Genomic DNA, 23,461 nt, shown 5'->3' with positions numbered 1-23,461 from the left:
GCCTTCTGAAGTGTGGGGATAGGCTTCTTAAAGTGTGGGCTTAGGACTGCTAAAGTGTGGGATTAGGTTTGCCGAGATGCGGGCAGACTTCAGCTCCTTTTACGAATAATGGTCAGCCCGTCGCGCAACGGAAGAATCACTTTCTCCACACGCCCGTCGCGTGCCACAATATCGTTGAACTCCTTGATGCAGATGGTCTGCCGGTCGGAAGCGTGAGGATGCTCTTCCAGTACATGTCCATCCCACAAAGTGTTGTCGGCAATGATATATCCTCCATCGGAAAGACGGGCAAGCACCATTTCGTAATAATCCGCGTATTTGCGCTTGTCGCCATCGATGAACGCCAAATCGAAAGTGAGGTCGAGGCGGGGAACTAATTCCAAGGCATCGCCGATGTAGAATTTGATTTTGTCGGCATAGTCCGAACCTTCCAGCCACGGACGTGTGAAGTCCTCCTGCTCATCATTGATTTCAATGGTGTGCAGCATTCCGCCCTCAGGCAACCCTTCGGCAATGCAAAGGGCGGAATATCCGCTGTAAGTTCCTATCTCCAGAACCCGACGGGGGCGTATCATACTGACAAACATCTTGAGCATGCGTCCCTGCAAATGCCCGGAAGCCATGCGGGGATAGAGCAACTTGACGTGCGTGTCGCGATAAAGCGCTTTCAGGTAGTCGCTCTCTTCATCGATATGTTGCAGGATATACTCGTCTATTGTCATTATATCAGGCTGGCGGTGAAGCTGTGCCGAAATGTATCTTGCTCTTCCGGCACAACCTCATTTACAAATATCGGTTGCTGTTGGGAAGCACGCTTTCGGGTGCATGTTTCAAGGCATCCTCCACTACGTTTATCTCAAGGAACGAGGTCTGCGTGCCTGCTTTGCCGCTACTCAAGTAACCCACCATATCGGTCGGTTGCAGGCGGCCCTCCTTCAACAGGCGGCGCAAGGCGGTAAAATAGTATTCCTGTCCGTTGGCAAGTTCGGGCATATAGATGGCCTCCACACCGTAAGAAAGGGCGAGGTGACGCATGGTCTTCTCCTTGTAGCAGATGGCGAGTACCGGGAATTTACCGCGAAACGCAGCCAGATTGCGGGCCGTCCGGCCACTGTAACTGTCTGTGATGATGGCGCGTATTTTCAGTTTTGTAGTGGCTTTTACGGCTTGTTTGGCAAGGAAAGCCGTCACGTCGTTGCTGTTCTCATCCAAAGGAATACGGATGTCGTTGTCGGCCAGTTTATCCTTTTCGGCTTGTGCCGCAACTTTAGTCATCGTTTTCACCGCTTCCAAAGGATACTTTCCGTAGGCAGTCTCGCCGCTCAGCATCAAAGCATCCGTACGATAATAGATGGCATTGGCGATGTCCGTCACCTCCGCACGGGTAGGACGCGGATTGGAAATCATCGTGTGAAGCATCTGAGTGGCAACGATAACCGGCTTCTTGGCCAGAATACATTTGCGAATCAGCACACGCTGTATGCCGGGGATGCGTTCCTGAGGAACTTCTATGCCGAGGTCGCCGCGCGCCACCATCACACCGTCGGCCACTTCCAGAATCTCGTCGATATTGTCTACGCCTTCCTGATTTTCAATTTTGGCAATGATGCGGATGTCGCTGCCATGTGCGTCCAGAATGGATTTAATGTCCAGAATATCCTGCTTGTTGCGCACAAAAGAGTGGGCGATGAAGTCGATGTCTTTCTCGATGGCATACAGAATGTTATTGCGGTCTTTTTCCGTCAGCGACGGCAAGTTGATGCGCACTCCCGGCACGTTGACACTCTTGCGGCTGCCGAGCGTCGTGTCGTTCTGCATTTCGCACAGCAGATAGTCTGCATGCTTCTCTATAACCACCATTTCCATGTCGCCGTCATCGATAAGGATGTGTCCGCCTACATTCAAATCCTGAACGAAGTTAGGATAAGAAACCGAGATGCACTCGCGGGTTGTCTGCAACTCAGGGTTACCTACAACCTTGACGCGGTCGCCGGTCTTGAAAGAAATCGGTTCGCCGGCCAAGGGGGTGGTGCGCACTTCGGGGCCTTTCGTATCCATCAAAATGGCAATGCGGTTGGACACCGCACGTACGTTGCCGATCAGCCGTTCAAAACCTTCACGATTGAGATGCGCGGTATTCATACGAACCACATTCATACCGGCTTCAAACAACTGCTTTATAAAATCGACGTCGCAACGTTGGTCGGAAATCGTTGCAACAATTTTGGTTTGCTTCAATAACATAATCTATACCTGTTTATTAAATAATGAATCATGGATAAAGGACCATGAACCGCCTATAATTCTTTCAGTGCCTCTACGGCCAACCGGTAGGAGTCTAAGCCGAAGCCGAGAATGACACCCTTGCAAGCGCAGGAAATCATGGAGACATGGCGAAACGCCTCGCGTGCATGCACATTGGAAATATGCACTTCGACCACCGGAGCAGTAACCGCACGGATAGCATCTTGCAGAGCGATGGAAGTATGGGTGTAGGCACCTGCATTCAGCACAATGCCGTCTGCCTCGAAACCCGCCTGCTGAATCTTGTCTATCAATTCTCCCTCGATGTTGGACTGAAAATAATCAATCTCTACATCAGCATATCTTTTGCGGAGGTCGGCAAGATACTCTTCAAAAGTAACGCTGCCGTAAACGGAAGGTTCGCGTTTGCCTAGGAGATTTATGTTGGGGCCGTTGATAATCTGTATCCTCATAACACATTTTTTTATACCTTTGTCTCTCAATTAAATCCGCAAAGAAGATGCGAATGGGTAAGGCGACGCAGATTTTATGATGCTTTTCGCCATGTCACGGCTCGTCTCTGCGGTGCAAAGGTAGAAAAAAGAAATGAAATCAGAAGAAAAAACAAAGAATAAGGAAAGGCAAGCGCTGATAATCAGAAAGTACCGTCAATACCTGAAGTTAGAAAAATCTCTTTCTCCCAATACGCAGGATGCTTATCTGAGGGACTTGGAAAAGTTGCTTCATTTCCTTGACGGAGAAAACAAAAGTTTTCTCGACACTACCTTGGACGATTTGCACCGGTTTGCTGCCGGATTGCACGATATTGGCATTCACCCCCGTTCGCAGGCGCGTATTCTGTCGGGTGTCAAATCGTTTTTCCATTTCCTTGTCATGGCCGATTATCTGGAGGGTGATCCCAGCGAATTGCTCGAAGGCCCTAAAATAGGATTCAAACTGCCGGAAGTGCTGACACTGGATGAGATAGACCTAATAATCAGTGCCGTGGACTTGAGTAAAAACGAAGGACAACGCAACAGAGCCATCCTCGAAACACTGTATAGCTGTGGTCTGCGCGTGTCGGAACTTTGCAACCTGAAAATTTCCGATCTTTATTTTGAAGAGGGTTTCATCAAAGTGGATGGCAAGGGCGGCAAGCAGCGCCTTGTCCCCATTTCTCCGCGTGCCATCAAAGAAATTAAGCATTGGTTCATAGACCGTAATCAGGGTAAAATAAAGAAGGAGTTTGAGGACTATCTGTTTCTGGCACGTTGGGGGAACAAGATTTCGCGCATCATGGTATTTCACATGATCAAAGAACTGGCAAGCAAGGCCGGTATCACCAAGAACATCAGTCCGCATACCTTCCGCCACTCCTTTGCCACCCACCTGCTCGAAGGAGGAGCCAATCTTCGTGCCATACAATGTATGCTTGGGCATGAATCCATCGCAACAACAGAACTTTACACACACATCGACCGCAACAGATTGCGTAGTGAAATCATTGAGCATCATCCCCGTAATATAAAGTATCGCGAGGAGCAAAAGATTCATTAAATTATGGTAAAAATGGCGTTAAGGTTAACAAGCTCTAAGAGGATTTAATATCTTTGCGTTGTTGTGTTCATGCTTGATGAAGCACAATTGCAGAATAGATAAATCCAATTTACAAACAAAATAATTTTATCTGAAATGACTAAGAAATTGTATCTGCCTTTTTTAATGGCAATGGTTGTTGCGTTAATGACATCATGTAGCAGTAAGATGGGTGAATTGTCATCGGACTATTTCACCGTAACTCCTCAGGTATTGGAAGCTGTGGGCGGTAAAGTTCCCGCTACTATCAATGGAAAATTCCCTGAAAAGTATTTCAATAAGAAAGCCGTGGTGGAGGTGACTCCCGTGTTGAGATGGAACGGTGGCGAAGCCAAAGGCCGGCCGGCCGTATTCCAAGGAGAGAAAGTAGAAGGTAACGACCAGGCTATCTCTTACAAGATGGGCGGCAACTATACCCTGAGAACTTCTTTCGATTATGTTCCGGAAATGGCCAAATCGGAATTGTATCTGGAATTCAAAGCCACCATCGGAAACAAGACGGTGAACATTCCTGCCGTGAAAGTGGCCGATGGCGTAATCTCTACTTCCGAATTGATTGGCAAAACATTGGGCAGCGCCAATCCGGCTAACGGCGACGACGCTTTCCAACGCATCATCAAAGAAAAATATGACGCCAACATCATGTTCTTGATTCAACAAGCCAACGTACGGGCCGGCGAGCTGAAGACCGCCAAAACATTCGGCGACGAAGTGAAGAGCGTGAATGATGCTGCCAACAAAAAAATCAGCAACATCGAAATCTCTGCATACGCTTCTCCCGATGGTGGCGTAAGCCTGAACACCACATTGGCCGAAAACCGTCAGGACAATACTGCCAAAATTATCAACAAGGACCTGAAGAAAGCCAAAGTTGATGCAGCTGTAGATACCAGATATACTGCTCAGGACTGGGAAGGTTTCCAAGAACTGGTTTCCAAATCGAATATCCAGGACAAAGAACTGATTCTTCGCGTTCTGTCCATGTATTCCGATCCGGAACAAAGAGAACAGGAAATCAAGAACATCTCTTCCGTGTACAAGACTTTGGCTGATGAAGTGCTTCCGCAACTGCGTCGTTCTCGTCTGACCTTGAACTATGAAATCATCGGCAAGTCCGACGACGAAATTGCAAACCTTGCCGACAGCGATGCCAAGCAGCTGAATATCGAAGAACTGCTGTATGCTGCGACTCTGACCAAAGATGCCGCCAAGCAAGAGGCTATCTTCACAAAGGCCGCTCAAATCTATCCTAATGACTTCCGCGCTTACAACAATCTGGGTAAGTTGGCATATCAGGCAGGTAACCTTGACAAGGCTGAAAGCTACTTCAAGAAAGCTGCTGCTATCAAAGATGCTCCCGAAGTGAACACCAACCTTGGCTTGATTGCATTGAACAAGGGCGACAAGAGTGCTGCTGAAAGTTTCTTAGGCAAAGCCTCGGGTGCTAAAGCGCTGAACGAAGCATTGGGTAACTTGTATGTTGCTCAAGGTCAATATGACAGAGCTGTAAACGCATTTGCCGAAACAAAGACCAACAGTGCCGCTTTGGCTCAAATCTTGGCTAAAGACTACAATAAGGCAAAGAGTACATTGGCTGCTATCGAGAAGCCGGATGCATATACAGACTATCTGATGGCTGTGCTTGGCGCAAGAACCAACAACTCTTCCATGGTGATCAGCAGCCTGAAGAATGCCATCGTAAAAGAGCCTGCATTGGCCAAGAAGGCGGCTTCCGACTTGGAATTCACCAAGTTCTTCACAAACCCCTCCTTTATGGATATCCTCAAATAATATAAGGTGAGAACCGAAAGGAAGATGCCCGGTATAGAAATATGCCGGGCATTTCTTTTGATGATAAAACTTGGGGAAAACACAAGTCCGCGCACTGCGAACAAAGATTCGGAAATAAAAGTTGAAGTGTGTAAGTCAATCGGTCGGAGGAAAGTTTTAGCGGACACGAATAAAAATAAACTTCAAACAGCTTCTCATTTATATCAAAAAGAAGTACTTTCGCAACGAGTATCAGAAAAAAGAATCGCAATGAAGAAAATCTATCTCGCATACTTTCTGCTTTTCACTTTGTCCGCTTGCAGCAGCAGGACAACAGATTCCGTCCGCCTTAGCGGTGAAATCAAAGGATTGGGAAATGACACTCTTTATATCTATGGTGCGGATAATCTGCATAACCGCATGGATACTTTGATTGCCAAGAACGATAAATTCTCTGCAACCCTCGCGATAGATACATTGGTGGCTGCATGGCTGCAATTCAGTGACGGCACCGAGTATCCTCTTTACCTGAATAAGGGAGATGAAATCAAAATAAGCGGCTCCGTTGCCGAACTTTCCTCGCCGGATATCACCGGCAATGCTCCCAATGAAGAGCTGACCGCCTTCCTGAAAGAACTGAAAAGTATAAGCCAATCTTCGGAGAAGGCCTTGCAGGAAAAGGCCGAAACTTTCATCAACAGCCATCCCGGCTCTTTGGCAAGTATCTATCTGCTGGAGAAATTCTTCGTGCAGAAGCCTCATCCGGACTTTGCGCTTATCAAAAGGCTGACAAACCGCATGAGCGGAGAGTTGAAAGACCGTCCTTACGTGAGCGAATTGATGACCCTTATACAGGAAGAAGAAAGGGTGTCTGTGGGGAAAGTGCTTCCATACATTTCTTTGCCCAATGCCAAAGGCGTACAAATCAGCCGTACCGGCTTTAAAGATAAATACCTGTTAATACACTTCTGGGCTTCGTGGGACTTGCCAAGCATGGAAAACAATGCTGCCTTGCGTCGAATCTACAAGAAAGAAGAGAAGAATAAGATGTTTGCCCTCTGGGGCATCTCTTTGGATGTGGACAAGAAAGCGTGGGAGGATGCTATCAGTAACGATACGTTGAAGTGGGAGCAAACCTGCGATTTCCTGGGCTGGAATACAATGCCGGCCAAACAGCTTTCCATACATGCCTTGCCTGCCAATCTGCTGATTGGCCCTTCCGGAAGGATAGAAGGCAAGAACCTGACTACGGCAGAGATTGAGAAGAAACTGGAGGAGTTGAAACAGAAAGCAAAATAGACCAACGTATATGCTCATAAAAGTTTTCGGGGCGGCTGTTCAAGGTATCGATGCAACTCTTATCACCATCGAAGTCAGCAGTTCCAGAGGTTGCATGTTTTATTTAGTAGGCCTGCCGGATGTGGCCGTCAAGGAAAGCCAGCAACGCATACGCTCCGCCCTGCAGGAGAACGGATACCGGATGCCCACATGTACGCTCACCATCAACATGGCGCCGGCAGACATACGCAAGGAAGGTTCTGCCTACGATCTGCCTTTGGCCATAGGCATGCTTGCCGCCAACGAAATCATGCGGGCGGACAAGCTGGCAGATTACCTCCTCATGGGAGAACTTGGTTTGGACGGCAACCTGCAACCTATCAAAGGAGTGCTTCCTATTGCCATCAAAGCGAGGGAACTGGGTTTCAAAGGTATGATTGTGCCCCGGCAGAATGCTCGTGAAGCAGCAGTGGTCAATAATATAGAAGTATATGGAGCAGGCAACATCAAGGAAGTCATCGAATTCCTCGACGGCAAGCGAGATTTGACGCCTACCATTGTCAACACACGCGAGGAGTTTTATAGCCGTCAAAGCAGTTTTGAGGCAGACTTTGCCGATGTGAAAGGGCAGGAGAACGTGAAGCGTGCCTTGGAAGTGGCCGCAGCGGGCGGACATAACATCCTGCTTGTCGGTGCTCCGGGCAGTGGAAAGTCCATGCTTGCCAAGCGGCTTCCATCCATATTGCCGCCCTTGTCGCTGGGCGAGAGCCTTGAGACGACCAAGATACATTCTGTGGCAGGCAAGCTGGGGCAGAATGGCGGACTTATCTCCCAACGTCCTTTTCAGAGTCCGCACCACACCATTTCCACCGTAGCCATGACCGGTGGCGGCAGTTTTCCGCAGCCCGGTGAAATCAGTCTGGCGCACAATGGTGTGCTCTTTCTGGATGAACTTCCGGAGTTCAACCGCAGTGTGCTCGAAGTGCTTCGCCAGCCGTTGGAAGACCGCAGAATCACCATCTCACGTGTGAAGTGCAATGTAGAATATCCGGCCAGCTTTATGCTCGTGGCAGCCATGAATCCTTGTCCCTGCGGTTACTACAATCACCCGACGAAAGCCTGTGTATGCAGTCCGGGACAAGTACAGAAATACCTTAACCGTATTTCCGGCCCCTTGCTCGACCGCATAGACCTTCAGGTAGAAGTCATTCCCGTGCCTTTCGATAAGATTTCCGATGCCCGTCCGGGCGAGGCGAGTGCCGCCATCCGCGAACGCGTGGTGCGTGCCCGGTCGGTACAAGAAAAGAGATATGCCGAACTTCCCGGTATCTACTGCAATGCGCAGATGAGCAGTAAACTTCTCTCCCTTTATGCCCGTCCCGACGATCGGGGACTGGCCTTGCTGAAAACCGCCATGCACCGTCTCAATCTTTCAGCACGTGCCTACGACCGTATATTGAAGGTTGCCCGCACCATTGCCGACCTTGAAGGCAGTGAGACTATTCAGCCGGCGCATCTGGCGGAAGCCATCGGATACAGGAACCTGGATAGGGAAGACTGGGCGGGATGAATGTAAAACCCATGGCTTATCGGAGGCGGTTTCTGCAGCAAACCGGTTTTCTTTATTCGTGGGCATGTTTGTGCTCTCCCAATATTCTGTGGGGTAGCGTTCCGTGGCCCAGCAGCTCTATCGGACAGTTGAAGTTCCTCTCCAGCCACTCTCCCGTGATGCCGGTATCGGGATGGTAATCCAGCGTCTCGTTGACGCAGGCGATGGATTTGACCTGTTGCAGCACAGTGCCGATGTCGTGGCTGACGAGGATAATGGCACACTCTTTATTGATTTCCGCCAGCAATTCGTAGAGGCGGGCCTCGAAACGCTTGTCGATGTATGTGCTCGGCTCGTCGAGAATGACGACTTGAGGGTCGGAGATAATGGCACGTCCCAACAAGGCACGCTGCAACTGTCCGCCGCTCAGCGCACCGATGGCGCGTTGCTCCATCCCTTCCAACCCCATGCGTGCTATTACATCGCGTGCTTTTTCTCGATGGCGGGAACTGAAACGGGAAATGAGCGTTTTTTTGCTGCTTAGTCCCGATAAAATGACTTCCTCCACCGTGATAGGGAACTTACGGTCTATGCTGTTATACTGAGGAAGATAGCCGATGGTTAGCGGTAAGCGATGAGTGTTTAGCGGTGAGTGCCGAGTGATTGTCTGCTTACCGCTCGTCGCTAACCGCTCACCGTTATATAAAATTTCTCCGGAAATTGGCTTTAACAATCCCAGGATACATTTGATCAGGGTTGTTTTTCCTCCGCCGTTAGGGCCGATTATACCCAGAAAGTCGCGCTCGTGAACGGTCAGGTTCACGTCGCGCAATACGATGTGCCCGTCATATCCGGCATAGAGGTTCTTTATCTCAATCATACGTTTTGTGATCTTTCTAATCGTTCTTAATGCAAATGACACCGCATTTCTTTATTCAAGCTATGTGTGTTACTATCTGCTTCCAGGAAAACGCTTTATTCAGGCATATTGTTTACTCTTGGGGTGTTTGGGTCGGGTTGGACGATAGATTCTTCGCCACATTCAGCATCTCTTCCTCCCAATCGTAGTACAGGGGATTGATGTTTACCACCTGTGTTCCTGTCTGTCGGGCTATTAGCTCGGCATTGCGGCGGTCGAACTCCGGTTGTACGAAGATGACACGTACTTTTTCAGCCTTGCAGGTCTTCATCAGCTCTTTTAAGTGAGCGGGCGAAGGCTCTTTGCCGCCTGCTTCGATGGGGATTTGGTGCAGGTCGTAGTCGCGGGCAAAGTATGACAATGCAGGATGGTAAATCATAAAAGCACGGTCGGCGTTGCCGGCAGAAAGCATTTGGCAGATGAGGTTGTCCGTATGCTTTATTTTTCGGATAAGCTCCTGATAACGCTTCATATAAAACGCTTCGTTATTCTTGTCAAGGGTGCAGAGAGCGTGCAGAATGTTTCCCGCAATGATTTGGGCATTGGTGGCAGAGCTCCAGATATGAGGCTCTATGCCTGAAGCATGGGCATGGTCTGTGTGTCTATGGTTGTCGCCCTCTTCGTGATGATGCGCATGGCTATCGTCCGAAATAAGCTCCACGCCTTTGGACATGTCATAAAACTGCAAGTGCGGAGCATTGTCCGTGAGTTTCTCTATCCATGCCAACTCAAAACCGATGTATCCGATGCGGAAGTAAGCTTTACTCTTGGCAAGGTCTACGAGTTGTCCCGGAGTAGGGTCGTAGGTCTCCGGACTCATTCCTTTGGGCACCATGCTGACAACGGTAAACTTATCACCGGCAATGGCTTCGGTGAAATATCGCAAAGGTTCGATAGTGACGGTAATAACAGTCTTGCCGTCGTTTTTCTCCGTTTGTCGGTTTGCCTGCTTGCAAGAAACGAGCAGAACGGCTATGAGGAATAATGCATAAACTTTTTTCATTTGGCAGAGTATTTTATTTGTTGTTAGTTGGTTAGCGATGGTTGGTAAACAGTGGTTAGTGATAAGTGCTTAACGATTGGCAAGGCGTTGACGGGGCATGCTAATCACTGATCACCCACCGCTGACCGCTATTTTCCTTCCTCTCAGTATTTCTCGTTTTCCACCGGGAGGACCCGGAAGACGTTCTACCTCGAACCCTATGCCTTGCAGCATGCGGCGTATCACTCCTTTGGAGCAGTAAGTTGTCAGTATGCCGTTGTCATTCATCACGGCATACAGACTGCGGAATATCTCTTCTTTCCACATCTCCGGTTGCTTTTCGGGAGCAAAAGCGTCAAAGTAAACGAGGTCGTATTTTAGCGATAACCGCTCATCACTGACAACCAACCACCCTCCGCTAACCACGTTTTCCTGTATTTTGAGCAGGGTGAAGTAGGGAGTGATGTTTACTTCTTCTTCCCACGGTGCTTGGTGCAGCATCTTGAACAGCGGGTGCTCGCTATATTTTAACGCATCCACTTCCTGCCATGCAAGCGGATAAAGCTCGATGCCGGTGTAGTGTATGTGTCGTTTTTCTTTCTCGGCAGTCTCCAAAGTGAGCAGCGCATTCAGTCCCGTGCCGAAGCCTATCTCCAGCACACGGGGGTGCAAAGCGGTCGAAGCCTTCAGCCCCATGTCGATAAAGATGTGCTGAGACTCGGTGCGTGCTCCCTTCACCGAATGGTAATGCTCATTCAGTTGGGGTACAAACAGCGTTGCACTTCCGTCTTCTGTCTTTTCAATCACACGTTTCATTTTCCTCTACCGTTTATTGTTTGTTTCTCAGTCACCCGCTTTGTTCCTCCCCTCTTTTCCAACCATTCGCATTTTCCTCCATCCGCCTTATCCTATCATCGAAACCGCTCCTTGCAGCGCCCATAGCATCACGACGTATCGTGCCAGTTTTCCTGCAAACATGGAAGTGGCAGTCAGCGCAAGGTTGCTGCGCATAAAGCCCAGCGCAATGGCTATTGCCTCACCCACAAAAGGCAGAAAAGTGAAGAAAGCCATCAGTGCACCTTTTCCTTGCAGGAAATGCTGCATCTTGTCTATCTTCTCTTTCTTCACCTTGAAGTATTTCTCAATCCGGTCTATCCGTCCCAGATGTCCCATGTAGTAGCACGTCAGGCCTCCTATCGTGTTGCCCAGCGTGGCTGCAAGGATGCAGAGTGCGGGGCTTAGCCCCACTTTGACCAATGCCACCATCACCACCTCCGAACTGAATGGCAGGATGCTGCCCGCCAGCAAAGCGGAGAAGAACAAACCGGGGTAGCCCCAGTCTATCAATAGCTGCACGAGTGTCTCTATAAAAGCGTCCATATATTGAATCCGAATAGAACGAACAGCCCGGCAAGGGCACAGATAAAGAAAAGGTTGGAACTGCGGCTATTGGTAAGCACAAACAAATGTCCCTCCAGGATGCTGACCCCGATAAGCAGGAACGACATCAGATGAATGGTTAAAGCCGGTTGCAGTCCGATACAGACAAAGATGCAGAAGTTCATCAGGATGAGGAATTGCAGGTAGCTTCGTGTGCGTATCTTGTCCTCGTAACCGGTCACCAGACAATGTGCCGAACTCACGATGAACAAGATAAGGAGGTATCCGAGGGTGGCTTGCTCCCACGGTGCGAAATCGAACCCGACAGGTGAGAAAGACGCCAATTCCCGGAAGGGATGGTAGAATGTCTCCATTTGTCCGTAGTAGAAAGCATGTCCCAATAAAAACCAGTAGGGTACGCTCCATCCTATCAATGAGGCAAGAAAGCTTTTGGGATGAAGCGATTGGAAGTTGTAGGCTCCTATCCAGAAGATGGGGATGAACAGCATGGTTTGCGGCAGTAGCAGGCTACCCAGCCCGATGAATGCAAAGGCATGGAAAAGACTATCCATGGGACGTGCCTGCTGATAGCTCCTGAACAGGAAGTACAATGCCACGAGGAATGCGGCAGCCGCCAAGTCTCCGGCGTACAGTGTATGAATGCAGGGACAGACGGATATCAGCAGGATATAGACGGAGGTTTGTACCGATGCCCGCATGCGGATAAGGGCGAACGTATTGTTGAGCTGTATCAGGAAATAACCGATGAGGGCATACAAGACAAAACCTGCGAGACGATTGGCCCAAGCGGGGATGCATAAGTCGCAAAACGTCTGCCAGAGCGGATATTCGTTTGAGTGCACTTGCAAGTCGGGCAACAGAACGCCTGACAGTAACCAGCAGGCCACCGATATCAGGATGGCCGCAGGCAACGTCAGTCGTCCTGCCGTTATCCGGCTCTGGAATCGTTTGGTTCTGTACATACCGCAAATTGCTTTTATAAGTCGAAGCCGATGTCGCGGCGGAAGTATTTCTTTTCGAAGTCTATCCTATCGGCCACTTTATAGCTCTTGGCAAGCGCTTCTTCTTTCGTATCTCCATAGGAGCATACGGCAATCACACGTCCGCCGTTGGTCACCGTCTGTCCGTCTTTCATGGCCGTGCCGGCATGGAACAGGATGCTGTCGGTTTGTGCAGCCTGCTCTAATCCGCTCATCACTTTGCCCTTTTCGTAGGCTTCGGGATAGCCGCCGCTTACCAGCATGACGCAAGCTGCCGTGCGCGGGTCGAACTCCAATGTACGGCGGTCGAGGTCTCCTTGTGCAACTCCTTCCAGCAACTCTACAAAGTCGCTCTTGATGCGCAACATGACGCTTTCTGTTTCGGGGTCGCCCATGCGCACGTTGTATTCGATGACCATCGGTTCGCCCTTCACGTTAATCAATCCCAAGAAGATGAAGCCCTGATATCGGATTCCTTCTTCCTGCAATCCGTTCACCGTGGGTTCGATGATGCGGGTGCGCACCCTCTCCATGAACACTTCGTCGGCAAAAGGAACGGGTGTCACACTGCCCATGCCGCCTGTGTTGAGGCCTTTGTCGCCTTCGCCGATGCGCTTGTAGTCTTTGGCCACGGGCAACACTTTATAGTGCCGGCCGTCGGTCATTACGAACACCGAGCACTCTATGCCGCTGAGAAACTCCTCGATGACTACCGTGGCGCTGGCATCGCCGAACATACCGCCCAACATCTCTTTCAGTTCGCTCTTCGCCTCTTCCAATGTGGGCAGAATCAGTACTCCTTTGCCGGCACACAAGCCGTCGGCTTTCAGCACATAGGGAGCTTCCAGCGTTTCAAGGAAATCGAGCCCTTCTTGCAGGGTGGCAGACGTAACGCTTTTGTAGCGGGCGGTAGGTATGTTGTGGCGCACCATGAACTCTTTGGCAAACTCCTTGCTTCCTTCCAACATGGCTCCTTTGGCTGTGGGGCCGATGACGGCGATATGGGCGGTGGCGGCATCGGCTTTGAAGTAGTCGAAGATGCCTTGCACCAATGGGTCTTCGGGCCCTACCACAATCATGTCGATTCCTTTCTCAAGAGCAAAGGCCTTGAGTGTGGGGAAGTCGGTGGCTTTCATGTTCACATTCTCGCCTGCTGCGTTTGTTCCGGCATTGCCGGGGGCAATATATAGTTTCTCTACTCTGGCGCTTTGGGCAATCTTCCATGCCAAAGCGTGTTCGCGGCCGCCTGAGCCTAACAATAATATCTTCATGGTTGCTGTCATATATGGTGTTATCGTTTATTTTAGTTCGATATAAAAGGCTGTCTGAAATGACTTCCGTTAGTCGTCACTGTTGACTTCCGTTAGTCATCACTGCTGACTTCCGTTAGTCATCACTGCTGACTTCCGTTAGTCGTAGCGATGACTCCTGCGTTTCGTTTCACAGACTGCCGGAAGGGTTTTGCAACGCCCTTCTGTATTAGAGATAATCCTCAAAATACCTTGTTATCTTTTCGTGCAGATGCACGCGGTCGCGTCCCAGCACATTGTGCTTGTGGCCGGGGTAGATGAACAAATCCGGATAGGTGCGGGCATCCACGCAGGCTTTCATGAACGAGAGCGTATGCTGGGGCACGCAGGTGTCGTCGTGGTCGTCGTGGATGATGAGCAGACGCCCCTTCAGGTTGCCGGCAAGGTTCTTCAGGTTGGTGGCCTTGTAACCTTCGGGATTGCTTTGCGGGGTATCCATATATCGTTCGCCGTACATCACTTCGTAATATTGCCAGTCGATGACCGGACCACCGGCTACGCCTACCTTGAAGATTTCGGGATGGTGCAGCATCAGGGCGGTTGTCATGTGTCCGCCGAAGCTCCAGCCGTGCACGCCGATGCGATTGCCGTCCACGTAGGGCAGGCTTTGCAGGAATTCGGCTCCTTTCACTTGGTCTTTGCACTCTTCGATGCCCAATTGGCGGAAGGTGACATTCTCGAACTCCAGTCCCCGGTTGCTGCTGCCCCGGTTGTCGAGCGAGAAGAGGATATAGCCTCTGTTTGCCATGTAAAGGTCCCAGCCGCGGGCATCGTTCATCCAGCCGTTGGTTATCATTTGGGCATGCGGACCGCCATATACGTAGACGATGGCGGGGTATTTCTTGTTCGGGTCGAAGTCCGCAGGCTTCACGATGCGGTAGTAGAGGTCGGTTGTGCCGTCGGCGGCTTTGATGGTTCCCGTCTCTATGCTTGGCATGTCGAAACCTTCGTATGGGTTCGAAGCCGTCAGCAGGTTGGCAAGCTGCTTGCCGTTCCGGGTGGCCGTCAGATGGATGGAGCGCGGCACATCGGGTGTGGAATAACTGTCGATGAGGTAGCTGCCCGATGCGGAGAGCCGGGGACGGTGCACGCCTTCGCCGTTATCCAGACGTGTGATTTGGCCGTTGCTTACGTTTACCTTATATATATTGCTTTGCAAGGGCGACTCTTTGGTAGCGGTGAAGATGATTTCCTTCTTCTTGACATTGAAGCCGAGCACGTCTTTCACTATCCAGTTGCCGGAGGTGAGCTGCATGCCGGCTGCTTCTTTCGGGCTCTTGCCTTTTCCGGCGGCTTTTATCAGCCCCCACATCTTTTCCATGCTTTCCGCAGTGAGGGGTTGGGGGTGCGAGGCGAGCTTGCCGAGGTCGTACAGATAAAGGTGGTCGTATCCGCTGCGTTGGCTGCGGTAGATGAATTTCGTGTCGTCCCACGGCAGGAAGAGGATGGGGTTCTGCGGTTCCACGTATTTGGGATGCGTCTCTTCTATCAGCACTCGCACGAGTTCGCCCGTCTCAACATCGTATTGGCAGAGTTTGGAGTGGTTCTGGTCGCGGTTCAATTCTATCAGGAAGAGGCTGCGGCCGTTCGGTGCCCATGCGATATTGGTGAAATAACGGTCGGTGGGGTCGCCGGTGTTGAGGTAGACGGTCTGTTCGGTAGCGGGGTTATAGATGCCCACCTGCACCTTATGGCTGGTCATGCCCGCCATTGGATAGCGGATGGCGTTCAGTTCGCCCACGCGTGCGGTGATGTCTACCAACGGATATTCCGTCACCATGCGTTCGTCCATGCGATAGAAAGCGAGGAAATCGCCGGCAGGACTCCAGAAAGTACCTTTCGAGATGCCGAACTCGTTGCGGTGCACGCTTTGCCCGCATACCACGCCGAGAGGTTCGTCGGTGATACGGTGGCCGTTGACGTAGAGGTTGTTCTTTACGGTGTAGGCCAGATTCCGGCTTTCGGTGCTCAGGTCGTAGTTGGCGGTGGGTTCTTTCGGCAGATTGTCTTTATAGGTCAGTTGACCTGTCTGCCAGTTATAGACGGCATACTTCTGGGCCAGAGGGAGCAGCAGCTCTTTCTTTTCAGCCCACGGCAGGCTGACGCTGTAAAGATGCGACAGTTCTTTCAGCCCGGCCTCTTTCAAGGCGCGGTTTACCGTTTCGCGGGTGACGAGCACGGTTTCCTTTCCGCTTTGCGGGTCGATGGCTTTCAGTTCGTCCATATCGGGCTTGATGCAGACATCGCCCCACCATTGCAGCCCGTAGAGGTTCTTGGTGTAGCGGTAGGTTTCCCCGCCGGGGATGAGGTCTTCCAGTGTGGGGCGTTTCAGTGTCTCGGCATTTCGTTCTTGTGCCATGATGTGGGTTTCGCTTGGGGCAGACATTGCAAACAGCAGTGCCAGCATGCCCTCGGTTATTGTTTTCTTGTTCATGAGTATGGTTGGTTTAAGGGGCTAAGATTCTTCTCGATGGCCTGAGGACTGCGCAGAAGGCCGGAAAGCATGGCTACTCCCTGTTCGGTAAAGGCGAGAGGGGCGTAGCGTGTACCGCCCCAACTTGAGGTCACAATTTGTGACCTCAAGTTGGTCATCAGCCATTTTACTTCCTCGTCAGTGAGTTGAAACATAAAATCTTGAGGAAACCGTTCGCTATTTCGGCGTACAGCTTGATTCAAACGTTTTGTCTCCACTCCATACATCTCAGCCAAATCAAAGTCCAGCATCACTTTCTGTCCTCTGATTTCATGTATCTTGTTTTCTATGATAATCAAATCATTCATTGCGATAGCTTTATGTTTCCGATACATCTACCGGTCGCAATTTGTGACCGGTTCGTAAAGGCGGGCTATTCTTCCGGCTTTTTCTCCCGTCTCTTCCTTTCCGGGTAAGACTCTCCCGACCGCGGTTTGCGTTCCGTGCGGAACTCCCTCTTCTCGCGCGGCTTGAACTCTGGCTTCTCGCTGTCGTTGAACTCTCTGCGTTCTCTTGGACGAAACTCTCGTTTCTCTCCGCCTTTGAACTCCCGACGTTCTCTTGGACGGAACTCCCGTTTTTCGTCACGGAAGTCTCTCTTTTCGCGGGGACGGAATTCTCGCTTCTCTCCATCTTTGAACTCACGGTGTTCTCTGGTGCGGAACTCCCGTCTTTCACCCTCTTTGAACCGACGCTTCTCGCCCGATTCCTCCGGTCCGGATTCTTTGTTCAATCCTTCTCCGCTTTCACGGAACTCCTTGTACTTCCCGTCGAAGATTTCGTATTGACGGAATTGGCACTCCAGCGCACCGTTGAACAAGGGTATCTTTGTAGTGGCCTTCAGACCGATTTGGTCGAAGCACTCATCCCGGTAGGAGAGCACCCACGCCGTATTGCCGGTGAAGGCATGTTTCAGCCGTTCGCCTATCATGGAGTAAAGACCCAGCAGGTCGTTCGTGGATATGCGTTCGCCATAAGGAGGGTTGGTGATGATGATAGACTTCTCGGCGGGCTGCTCGAACTGCTGGAAGGGTTGCAGCTTCAGCACCACATCCTTGCTGACGCCGGCGGCCTTTACATTGCGCATGGCTATCTCGTTTGCTTTCGGATTGTTGTCGTAGCCGTAAATCTTATGAGCGAACTCACGCTCCTGACTGTCGTCGTTGTAGAGGGTGTCGAACAGTTCTTGGTCGAAGTCCACCCACTTCTCGAAAGCAAATTCCTTGCGGAATACACCCGGAGCGATGTTGCGGGCGATGAGAGCCGCCTCGATGGGTATGGTGCCCGAACCGCACATGGGGTCTATCAGGTCGCATTCGCCTCTCCAGCCGGTCATCAGTATCATTCCGGCGGCCAGCACTTCGTTGAGCGGAGCTTCCACAGCTTCCTGACGGTAGCCCCGTCGGTGGAGCGATTCGCCGCTGGAATCGAGCGAGAGTGTGCAGTAGGTTTCGGCGATGTGGATGTTGAGCAGTACGTCGGGCTTGTTGACACGTACGCCGGGACGCTCACCCGTCTTCTCGCGGAAGTAGTCCACAATGGCATCCTTCACCTTGTAGGCTACGAACTTTGAGTGACGGAACTCTTCGCTGAAGACGGTGGGTTCTACGGCAAAGTTTTTGTCCGTGTCCAGATACTCTTCCCAACGGATGGTTTTTATCTGTTCGTAGACCTCGTCGGTGTCTTTGGCCTCGAAGTGCTTGATGGGTTTCAGGATTCGGATGGCTGTGCGCAGGCAGAAGTTTGCTTTGTACATCATCTCTTTGTCACCGCTGAAGGACACCATGCGGCGGCCTATCTCGATGTCGTTGGCTCCCAGTGCAGTGAGTTCTTGCGCCAGCACTTCTTCCAGTCCCTGAAAGGTTTTGGCAATCATTTCAAAAGATTGTTTGCTCATTTATTTTTTTACTATTTTGAGTATTCTTTGATTCTTGGTTTCGGTCTCTCGGTTCTGTGCTCCGTGGTCTGTGGCTCACTTATCTTCGGGCTTTTGTCTGTACGATTCTTGTTCCGGCCGGCACATCTTCGGTCACCCAGATATTGCCGCCCACGGTAGCACCTTTCCCGATGGTGATGCGCCCCAATATGGTAGCGTTGGAGTAGATAATGACATTGTCCTCCAGGATGGGGTGACGGGGAATGCCCTTGATGGGTTTGCCGTCTTCATCGAGCGGGAAGCTCTTGGCGCCGAGTGTCACGCCCTGATACAGCTTCACATTGTTCCCTATGATGCAGGTTTCACCGATGACGACACCTGTGCCGTGGTCGATAGTGAAATAACGTCCTATCTCGGCTCCCGGATGGATGTCGATGCCGGTTTCGCTGTGCGCCATTTCGGTGATGATGCGTGGAATCAGAGGGACACCTTGCTTGAGCAGTTCGTGTGCGATGCGATAGTTGCTGATGGCACGGATGGCCGGATAACAGCTGATGACCTCGCCGAACGAGTGGGCGGCGGGATCGCCGTTGTAGGCGGCTTCCACATCTGTGGCAAGTATGCGTCTCATCTCCGGCAGGCGACTGATGAATTTGGCGGCCAGCAGGGTCGCTTCTTCGCGTTGCATCTCGGTACAGCAACTGCATTCGCCACCGTCGCCGGCAAAGCAGAGGCCGGCAAGAATCTGTCCGGTCAGCAGGTCGAACAGACGTTCTACGTTGACGCCGATGTGGTAGGTCACCGTGCGGCTGTTTACCGTTGAGTTTCCAAAATATCCGGGAAAGATGATGGCTCGTGCCAATTCTATGATATCGCGCAGGATTTTCGCCGAAGGCAGTGGATTGCCGTCCGTATGCTGTTGGAACAGTCCTTTGTATGACTCGCTTTCCGATAGCTCGTCGACTGCCTGTGTCAGAATGTGAGTAAAATTGAGTGGACTCATTACGTGATATCCTTAAGTTTAAAAGTGGCAACAAAGATATGAAATACTCGTTAAATATCCTACATATCCCTCATTTATAGTATGTATTTACCATATTTGTGGTATTTCGGGCAAGGTGGTTTCGCACTATTTTTGCTGTATGAAAAATAAACCATTCTCGCTTCCTCCCGAAAAGGAAGAGCAATACCGTCGTTCGAGTATAACCGGGCGCTCTTCGTTTCAAGGAGATGAGATTAAAAAAGAAGAAGAATATGAAGAAAGTAGCGCAACGCCTCACCGATTTGGTGGGCAACACTCCCCTGCTGGAGCTGAACAATTACAATCGAAACAAAGAGCTGAAAGCCGATATCATCGCCAAGCTGGAATACTTCAACCCCGCCGGTAGCGTAAAGGATCGTGTGGCGCTTGCCATGATCGAAGATGCCGAGACAAAAGGCTTGCTGAAACCGGGCGCCACCCTCATCGAACCCACCAGTGGCAATATCGGTGTAGGGCTGGCTTTCGTGGCTGCTGCCAAAGGATATAAGCTGATATTGACCATGCCCGATACCATGAGTCTGGAACGGCGCAACCTCTTGAAAGCGCTTGGAGCCGAATTGGTGTTGACCCCGGGTGCCGACGGCATGAAGGGAGCTATTGCCCGTGCCGAAGAGCTGAAAACCGTCACTCCCGGCTCGCTGATTCTTCAACAATTCGATAACCCCGCCAATCCCGCGGCACATGAGCGTACCACAGGGCAGGAAATCTGGCGCGATACGGATGGAAAGGTCGACATCTTCGTGGCCGGCGTGGGAACAGGAGGTACTGTAAGCGGTGTGGGCACAGCCTTGAAAGCACATAACCCGAAGGTGAAGATTGTCGCCGTTGAGCCGGAAGATTCTCCCGTTCTTTCGGGTGGGAAGCCCGGTCCTCACAAGATACAGGGTATCGGTGCCGGATTTGTTCCGAGAAACTACAACAGAGCAGTGATAGATGAAATCGTACAGGTGTCCAACGACGATGCCATCCGCACCGGGCGCGAATTGGCGAAGGACGAAGGCTTGCTGGTGGGTATCTCCTCCGGGGCTGTCATTGCCGCTGCAACCCGCTTGGCGCAGTTGCCCGAAAACGAAGGAAAAACCATCGTGGCCCTGCTGCCCGATACGGGCGAACGCTATCTCTCAACGCTGCTCTATGCGTTCGAGGAATATCCGTTGTAGAGAGACTTTCTCATTTAAGGTTCACGCTGTATTTTTGCGTTCAAATCAAAGAAACGCAAAACCATGATACAGATGTTCAATATTCTATCTTATTTCAGAAGGGCAGACGGACTCCGAAGAGTAAGCTCCGCCGGCAAAAGAGAGAAGGAAAAGAAAGTAAGGAACGTAAGTAAAGAGCGGAGCACCGTCCTCACGCTTTCCGTTTTCATCAATGTGGCAATGAAAGGCTTAAGCCGCTCCACTGCCGACAACTACCGCACGGCCGTGCGCTCTTTCGTCCGCTTCAACGGCGGCAGGGACCTGCCGCTATCCGCGCTGGATGCCGACACCGTGCGTGCATACGAGCGTTGGCTGCGCGAAAGGGGCGTATGCCCCAACACCTCCTCGTGCTACCTGCGCTCCCTGCGTGCCATCTACAACAAGGCGGCGGCAAAGCGGCTCGTGAAGGACAGGACGCCGTTCAAGGGCGTGTTCACGGGCAACGAGCGTACCGTCAAGCGGAGCATCGGGGCGGAGGAGATGCGCAGGCTGGTCCTTTCCTCCTTTCCCCCTCCCTGCGGGGGAGGAAAGGGGAAAGGGGCCGCACCGGCTCCGGGTGCTTCCGCCCTCGACCTCTTCCTCTTCTCCTTCTACGCCATGGGCATGCCCTTCACCGACCTGGCGCACTTGAGGAAGCGGCAGGTAAAGGACGGGGTGCTTACCTACCGGCGCTGCAAGACGGGACGGCAGGTGAGGGTGAAACTCGAAAAGTGCATGCTCGACATCTTGGGGAAGTACAAGGCTGAGGGCACGGACTATCTCTTTCCTATACTATATAAGGTGAAGGACGGACGGATATGCCCTGTCTCCTACCCCTGCGCCCTGAACCGCTACAACCGCTCTTTGAAGCTGCTTGCCCGGCAGGCGGGGATTGCGGTCAACCTCACCTCCTACGTGGCACGCCACTCCTGGGCGAGCATCGCCTACGAACAGGGCGTCGACCTGCCCGTCATCTCCAAGGCGCTGGGGCATACCGATACCAAGACCACGCTCATATACATCGAAGGGATAAAAGACGAACGGCTGGCGGAGGCCAACCGCGGGCTGCTGGAGAGGATCGGGGCATGAGCCCCCCAAGGCATTCGCCTTACCGACAACGTTTTACATCCCACCTCTTACGAAGAGGTGTTGTCTTGCCCGTAAGTCTCTGCAAATAAACCACTTTTATCCCATATTAACAAGCTTTAGGATGAATATTTTATAAATATTATTTACACGAACGTTTGCGTCCCCCGCCATTTCGCCTCCGCATCCGCCGGGAAGCGTGTCCCCGCCATAAGGAATCCGCCCCGGAAAGTCCCGCCCATGCCCCCCTCCCTCCTTCCTTCCCTCACCTCTTCGTAAGAGGCGGCTTGCCCTGACCCCCTTGCCCACGGCCTTTGCGGGAGATTCCGGCAGGCCTCCTCCCCCTTGCCGTGCACAAGGGCAAGCAAGATGAAAAAGATGTATAACCCTTATTCACAGGCAATGAAAAGACCCTTCCTTCTCCTGCTTTTCCTGCTTTCCCTCGGGCATTCCCGGGGGCAGGAATCCGACTTCCGCGGCGGCACGGACTCCGTGCGCGTCTATTTCCGTCAGGGCGAATCGCGCCTCGACCCCTATTTCCGTGAGAACGGCGCGCGCGTTCGCGCCTTCACCGAACGTTTCAGCGCCCTGCTCCGGGACCCCTCCCGCCGCATCCGCGGCCTGCGTGTCACGGGGGGCGCCTCCCCCGAGGGAAGCACGGCATTGAACCAGCGCCTCTCCGAGCGGCGCGCGGAGGCCATCCGCCGGATGGTCTCCGGCTACTTCCCCCACGAGTTCGGCTGGCTCTCGACCGTTCCCAAGGGCGTGGACTGGGAGGGGCTTGAAAGGCTCGTGCTCTCCGACGAATACATGCCCTACCGCCACGAGGTGCTCGACATCCTCCGTTACACCCCCGAGTGGGTCACCGCCGGCGGCAAGGTGTCCGACGGTCGCAAGCGCCGGCTGGCCATGGCGGGCGGCGGCCACGCCTGGAGGTACATGGAAAGCCGCTTCTTCCCCGAGCTGCGCGCCTCCACCCTGCGCGTGTGGTACGAGTCCGAGGAGGCGCAGCAAGCCGTGAAGGACACCGTCTACATCCTTCCGCCCGAAAAGGAGGGAGCGGTCCCCCCCTCCCGCGACCGCAGGCCCTTCTACATGGCCGTGAAGACCAACCTGCTCTACGACGCCGTGGTGCTTCCCAACCTCGGGCTGGAGTTCTACCTCGGGCGCGGCTGGTCGGTGGCCGGGAACTGGATGTACACCTGGCTCAAGAGCGACAGCCGCCACCGCTACCACCGCATCTACGGCGGCGACCTGGAGGTGCGCCGCTGGCTGAGCTACGGGCGCAAGCCCCTGACGGGGCACCACATAGGGCTGTACGGGCAGCTGCTTACCTACGACCTGGAATGGGGCGGCAAGGGCTACCTCGGCGACCGCTGGAGCTACGGCGGGGGCATCGCCTACGGCTACTCCGCCCCGATAGGGCGGAGGCTGAACCTCGACTTCACCATAGGCATCGGCTACCTGGGCGGGGAGTACTTCGAGTACGTGCCCAAAGGTTGGTGCGAAACCCACCAAAGGGAGTGCTACCTGTGGCAGGCCACCCGGCAACGCCGGTGGTTCGGCCCCACGAAGGCCGGGGTGTCGCTGGTCTGGCTCATAGGACACGATAATGTAAACACAAAGAAAGGAGGCAAGAGATGAAAACCTGTCATACGATGAAAACCGGAAAGCACCCGTTCCCTTCCCGCACCCTGCGGGCCCTCGGCACCACAGTAGCCGCCATGGCGCTGGCACTCTGCGCGGCCTTAGCAGCCGCCATCATCGCCGGCACGCT

19 protein-coding genes and 1 pseudogene are annotated in these 23,461 nt (G+C 52.3%); 7 read left to right on the top strand and 13 right to left on the bottom strand.

What is annotated here, in order from left to right; all coding sequences use genetic code 11:
* Positions 1–89: 89 nt before the first annotated feature.
* The 3 genes from EV202_RS00100 to aroQ all read right to left on the bottom strand — a co-directional run bounded on the left by EV202_RS00100 (position 90) and on the right by aroQ (position 2,717).
* A complete protein-coding gene (locus EV202_RS00100) occupies positions 90–722 on the bottom strand; it encodes an O-methyltransferase (protein WP_131924488.1) in 633 nt (210 codons plus the stop codon).
* A gap of 61 nt (positions 723–783) precedes the next feature.
* Positions 784–2,244, bottom strand: a complete 1,461-nt coding sequence (pyk, locus tag EV202_RS00095) for a pyruvate kinase (protein WP_106069584.1) — start codon at positions 2,242–2,244, stop codon at positions 784–786.
* Positions 2,245–2,297: 53 nt separating this feature from the next.
* Entirely contained in the window at positions 2,298–2,717 is a 420-nt protein-coding gene (gene aroQ, locus EV202_RS00090) for a type II 3-dehydroquinate dehydratase (protein ID WP_106070536.1), read from the bottom strand.
* A gap of 133 nt (positions 2,718–2,850) precedes the next feature.
* Between aroQ and xerD the strand changes: the two genes are divergently transcribed.
* The 4 genes from xerD (at position 2,851) to EV202_RS00070 (ending at position 8,458) form a co-directional block, all read left to right on the top strand.
* Positions 2,851–3,801 (top strand): site-specific tyrosine recombinase XerD, encoded by a 951-nt coding sequence (xerD, locus tag EV202_RS00085; protein WP_106069583.1) that lies wholly within the window; start codon positions 2,851–2,853, stop codon positions 3,799–3,801.
* A 135-nt stretch (positions 3,802–3,936) separates the two neighbouring features.
* Entirely contained in the window at positions 3,937–5,631 is a 1,695-nt protein-coding gene (locus tag EV202_RS00080) for a tetratricopeptide repeat protein (protein ID WP_106069582.1), read from the top strand.
* 249 nt (positions 5,632–5,880) lie between these two features.
* Complete coding sequence (locus EV202_RS00075) at positions 5,881–6,909, top strand: TlpA disulfide reductase family protein (protein WP_131924486.1); 1,029 nt, start codon at positions 5,881–5,883, stop codon at positions 6,907–6,909.
* Positions 6,910–6,919: 10 nt separating this feature from the next.
* A complete protein-coding gene (locus EV202_RS00070; protein WP_106069579.1) occupies positions 6,920–8,458 on the top strand; it encodes a YifB family Mg chelatase-like AAA ATPase in 1,539 nt (512 codons plus the stop codon).
* A gap of 52 nt (positions 8,459–8,510) precedes the next feature.
* Here EV202_RS00070 and EV202_RS00065 read toward each other — a convergent pair whose 3' ends face one another.
* The 10 genes and pseudogenes from EV202_RS00065 to epsC form a co-directional block, all read right to left on the bottom strand.
* Positions 8,511–9,317 carry a metal ABC transporter ATP-binding protein gene (locus EV202_RS00065; protein WP_131924484.1) on the bottom strand — a complete coding sequence of 269 codons (807 nt, stop codon included), beginning with the start codon at positions 9,315–9,317 and terminating at the stop codon, positions 8,511–8,513.
* Positions 9,318–9,429: 112 nt separating this feature from the next.
* A complete protein-coding gene (locus EV202_RS00060) occupies positions 9,430–10,359 on the bottom strand; it encodes a metal ABC transporter solute-binding protein, Zn/Mn family (protein WP_131924482.1) in 930 nt (309 codons plus the stop codon).
* A gap of 111 nt (positions 10,360–10,470) precedes the next feature.
* A complete protein-coding gene (gene mnmD / locus EV202_RS00055; RefSeq protein ID WP_106069576.1) occupies positions 10,471–11,154 on the bottom strand; it encodes a tRNA (5-methylaminomethyl-2-thiouridine)(34)-methyltransferase MnmD in 684 nt (227 codons plus the stop codon).
* Between the two features lie 87 nt (positions 11,155–11,241).
* Positions 11,242–11,718, bottom strand: a complete 477-nt coding sequence (locus EV202_RS00050) for a YqaA family protein (protein WP_131924480.1) — start codon at positions 11,716–11,718, stop codon at positions 11,242–11,244.
* On the bottom strand, positions 11,703–12,701 hold the full coding sequence (locus tag EV202_RS00045; protein WP_131924478.1) for a hypothetical protein: 999 nt from the start codon (positions 12,699–12,701) through the stop codon (positions 11,703–11,705). Before EV202_RS00045 ends, EV202_RS00050 begins: the two co-directional genes overlap by 16 nt.
* Before the next feature lie 14 nt (positions 12,702–12,715).
* Positions 12,716–13,990, bottom strand: a complete 1,275-nt coding sequence (gene purD, locus EV202_RS00040; RefSeq protein WP_131924476.1) for a phosphoribosylamine--glycine ligase — start codon at positions 13,988–13,990, stop codon at positions 12,716–12,718.
* A gap of 208 nt (positions 13,991–14,198) precedes the next feature.
* A complete protein-coding gene (locus tag EV202_RS00035) occupies positions 14,199–16,463 on the bottom strand; it encodes a S9 family peptidase (RefSeq protein ID WP_131924474.1) in 2,265 nt (754 codons plus the stop codon).
* 20 nt (positions 16,464–16,483) lie between these two features.
* A pseudogene (locus tag EV202_RS00030) lies at positions 16,484–16,810 on the bottom strand (ORF6N domain-containing protein); the annotation flags it as partial.
* Positions 16,811–16,875: 65 nt separating this feature from the next.
* Positions 16,876–18,399, bottom strand: a complete 1,524-nt coding sequence (locus tag EV202_RS00025; RefSeq protein WP_131924470.1) for a THUMP domain-containing class I SAM-dependent RNA methyltransferase — start codon at positions 18,397–18,399, stop codon at positions 16,876–16,878.
* A gap of 79 nt (positions 18,400–18,478) precedes the next feature.
* Positions 18,479–19,381 (bottom strand): serine O-acetyltransferase EpsC, encoded by a 903-nt coding sequence (epsC, locus tag EV202_RS00020; RefSeq protein WP_106069570.1) that lies wholly within the window; start codon positions 19,379–19,381, stop codon positions 18,479–18,481.
* A 251-nt stretch (positions 19,382–19,632) separates the two neighbouring features.
* Between epsC and cysK the strand changes: the two genes are divergently transcribed.
* From cysK to EV202_RS00005, 3 genes are all read left to right on the top strand, one after another.
* Positions 19,633–20,580: a cysteine synthase A gene (gene cysK, locus EV202_RS00015; RefSeq protein WP_131924468.1), complete on the top strand. Its 948-nt coding sequence runs from the start codon at positions 19,633–19,635 to the stop codon at positions 20,578–20,580.
* A 72-nt stretch (positions 20,581–20,652) separates the two neighbouring features.
* Positions 20,653–21,687 carry a tyrosine-type recombinase/integrase gene (locus tag EV202_RS00010; RefSeq protein WP_165899380.1) on the top strand — a complete coding sequence of 345 codons (1,035 nt, stop codon included), beginning with the start codon at positions 20,653–20,655 and terminating at the stop codon, positions 21,685–21,687.
* 366 nt (positions 21,688–22,053) lie between these two features.
* On the top strand, positions 22,054–23,328 hold the full coding sequence (locus tag EV202_RS00005) for a DUF3575 domain-containing protein (RefSeq protein WP_234878213.1): 1,275 nt from the start codon (positions 22,054–22,056) through the stop codon (positions 23,326–23,328).
* Positions 23,329–23,461: the final 133 nt, after the last annotated feature.

Source organism: Prevotella heparinolytica (assembly GCF_004342845.1).
GTDB classification, from domain to species: Bacteria; Bacteroidota; Bacteroidia; order Bacteroidales; family Bacteroidaceae; genus Bacteroides; species Bacteroides heparinolyticus.
Note: the sequence above shows the minus strand (reverse complement) of the source record. Positions and strands in the feature narration are given on the sequence as shown.

Coding starts and splice junctions, on each gene's coding strand:
- EV202_RS00100 (WP_131924488.1), bottom strand. CDS start 722: ATGACAATAGACGAGTATATCCTGCAACATATCGATGAAGAGAGCGAC.
- pyk (WP_106069584.1), bottom strand. CDS start 2,244: ATGTTATTGAAGCAAACCAAAATTGTTGCAACGATTTCCGACCAACGT.
- aroQ (WP_106070536.1), bottom strand. CDS start 2,717: ATGAGGATACAGATTATCAACGGCCCCAACATAAATCTCCTAGGCAAA.
- xerD (WP_106069583.1), top strand. CDS start 2,851: ATGAAATCAGAAGAAAAAACAAAGAATAAGGAAAGGCAAGCGCTGATA.
- EV202_RS00080 (WP_106069582.1), top strand. CDS start 3,937: ATGACTAAGAAATTGTATCTGCCTTTTTTAATGGCAATGGTTGTTGCG.
- EV202_RS00075 (WP_131924486.1), top strand. CDS start 5,881: ATGAAGAAAATCTATCTCGCATACTTTCTGCTTTTCACTTTGTCCGCT.
- EV202_RS00070 (WP_106069579.1), top strand. CDS start 6,920: ATGCTCATAAAAGTTTTCGGGGCGGCTGTTCAAGGTATCGATGCAACT.
- EV202_RS00065 (WP_131924484.1), bottom strand. CDS start 9,317: ATGATTGAGATAAAGAACCTCTATGCCGGATATGACGGGCACATCGTA.
- EV202_RS00060 (WP_131924482.1), bottom strand. CDS start 10,359: ATGAAAAAAGTTTATGCATTATTCCTCATAGCCGTTCTGCTCGTTTCT.
- mnmD (WP_106069576.1), bottom strand. CDS start 11,154: ATGAAACGTGTGATTGAAAAGACAGAAGACGGAAGTGCAACGCTGTTT.
- EV202_RS00050 (WP_131924480.1), bottom strand. CDS start 11,718: ATGGACGCTTTTATAGAGACACTCGTGCAGCTATTGATAGACTGGGGC.
- EV202_RS00045 (WP_131924478.1), bottom strand. CDS start 12,701: ATGTACAGAACCAAACGATTCCAGAGCCGGATAACGGCAGGACGACTG.
- purD (WP_131924476.1), bottom strand. CDS start 13,990: ATGAAGATATTATTGTTAGGCTCAGGCGGCCGCGAACACGCTTTGGCA.
- EV202_RS00035 (WP_131924474.1), bottom strand. CDS start 16,463: ATGAACAAGAAAACAATAACCGAGGGCATGCTGGCACTGCTGTTTGCA.
- EV202_RS00025 (WP_131924470.1), bottom strand. CDS start 18,399: ATGAGCAAACAATCTTTTGAAATGATTGCCAAAACCTTTCAGGGACTG.
- epsC (WP_106069570.1), bottom strand. CDS start 19,381: ATGAGTCCACTCAATTTTACTCACATTCTGACACAGGCAGTCGACGAG.
- cysK (WP_131924468.1), top strand. CDS start 19,633: ATGAAGAAAGTAGCGCAACGCCTCACCGATTTGGTGGGCAACACTCCC.
- EV202_RS00010 (WP_165899380.1), top strand. CDS start 20,653: ATGTTCAATATTCTATCTTATTTCAGAAGGGCAGACGGACTCCGAAGA.
- EV202_RS00005 (WP_234878213.1), top strand. CDS start 22,054: ATGAAAAAGATGTATAACCCTTATTCACAGGCAATGAAAAGACCCTTC.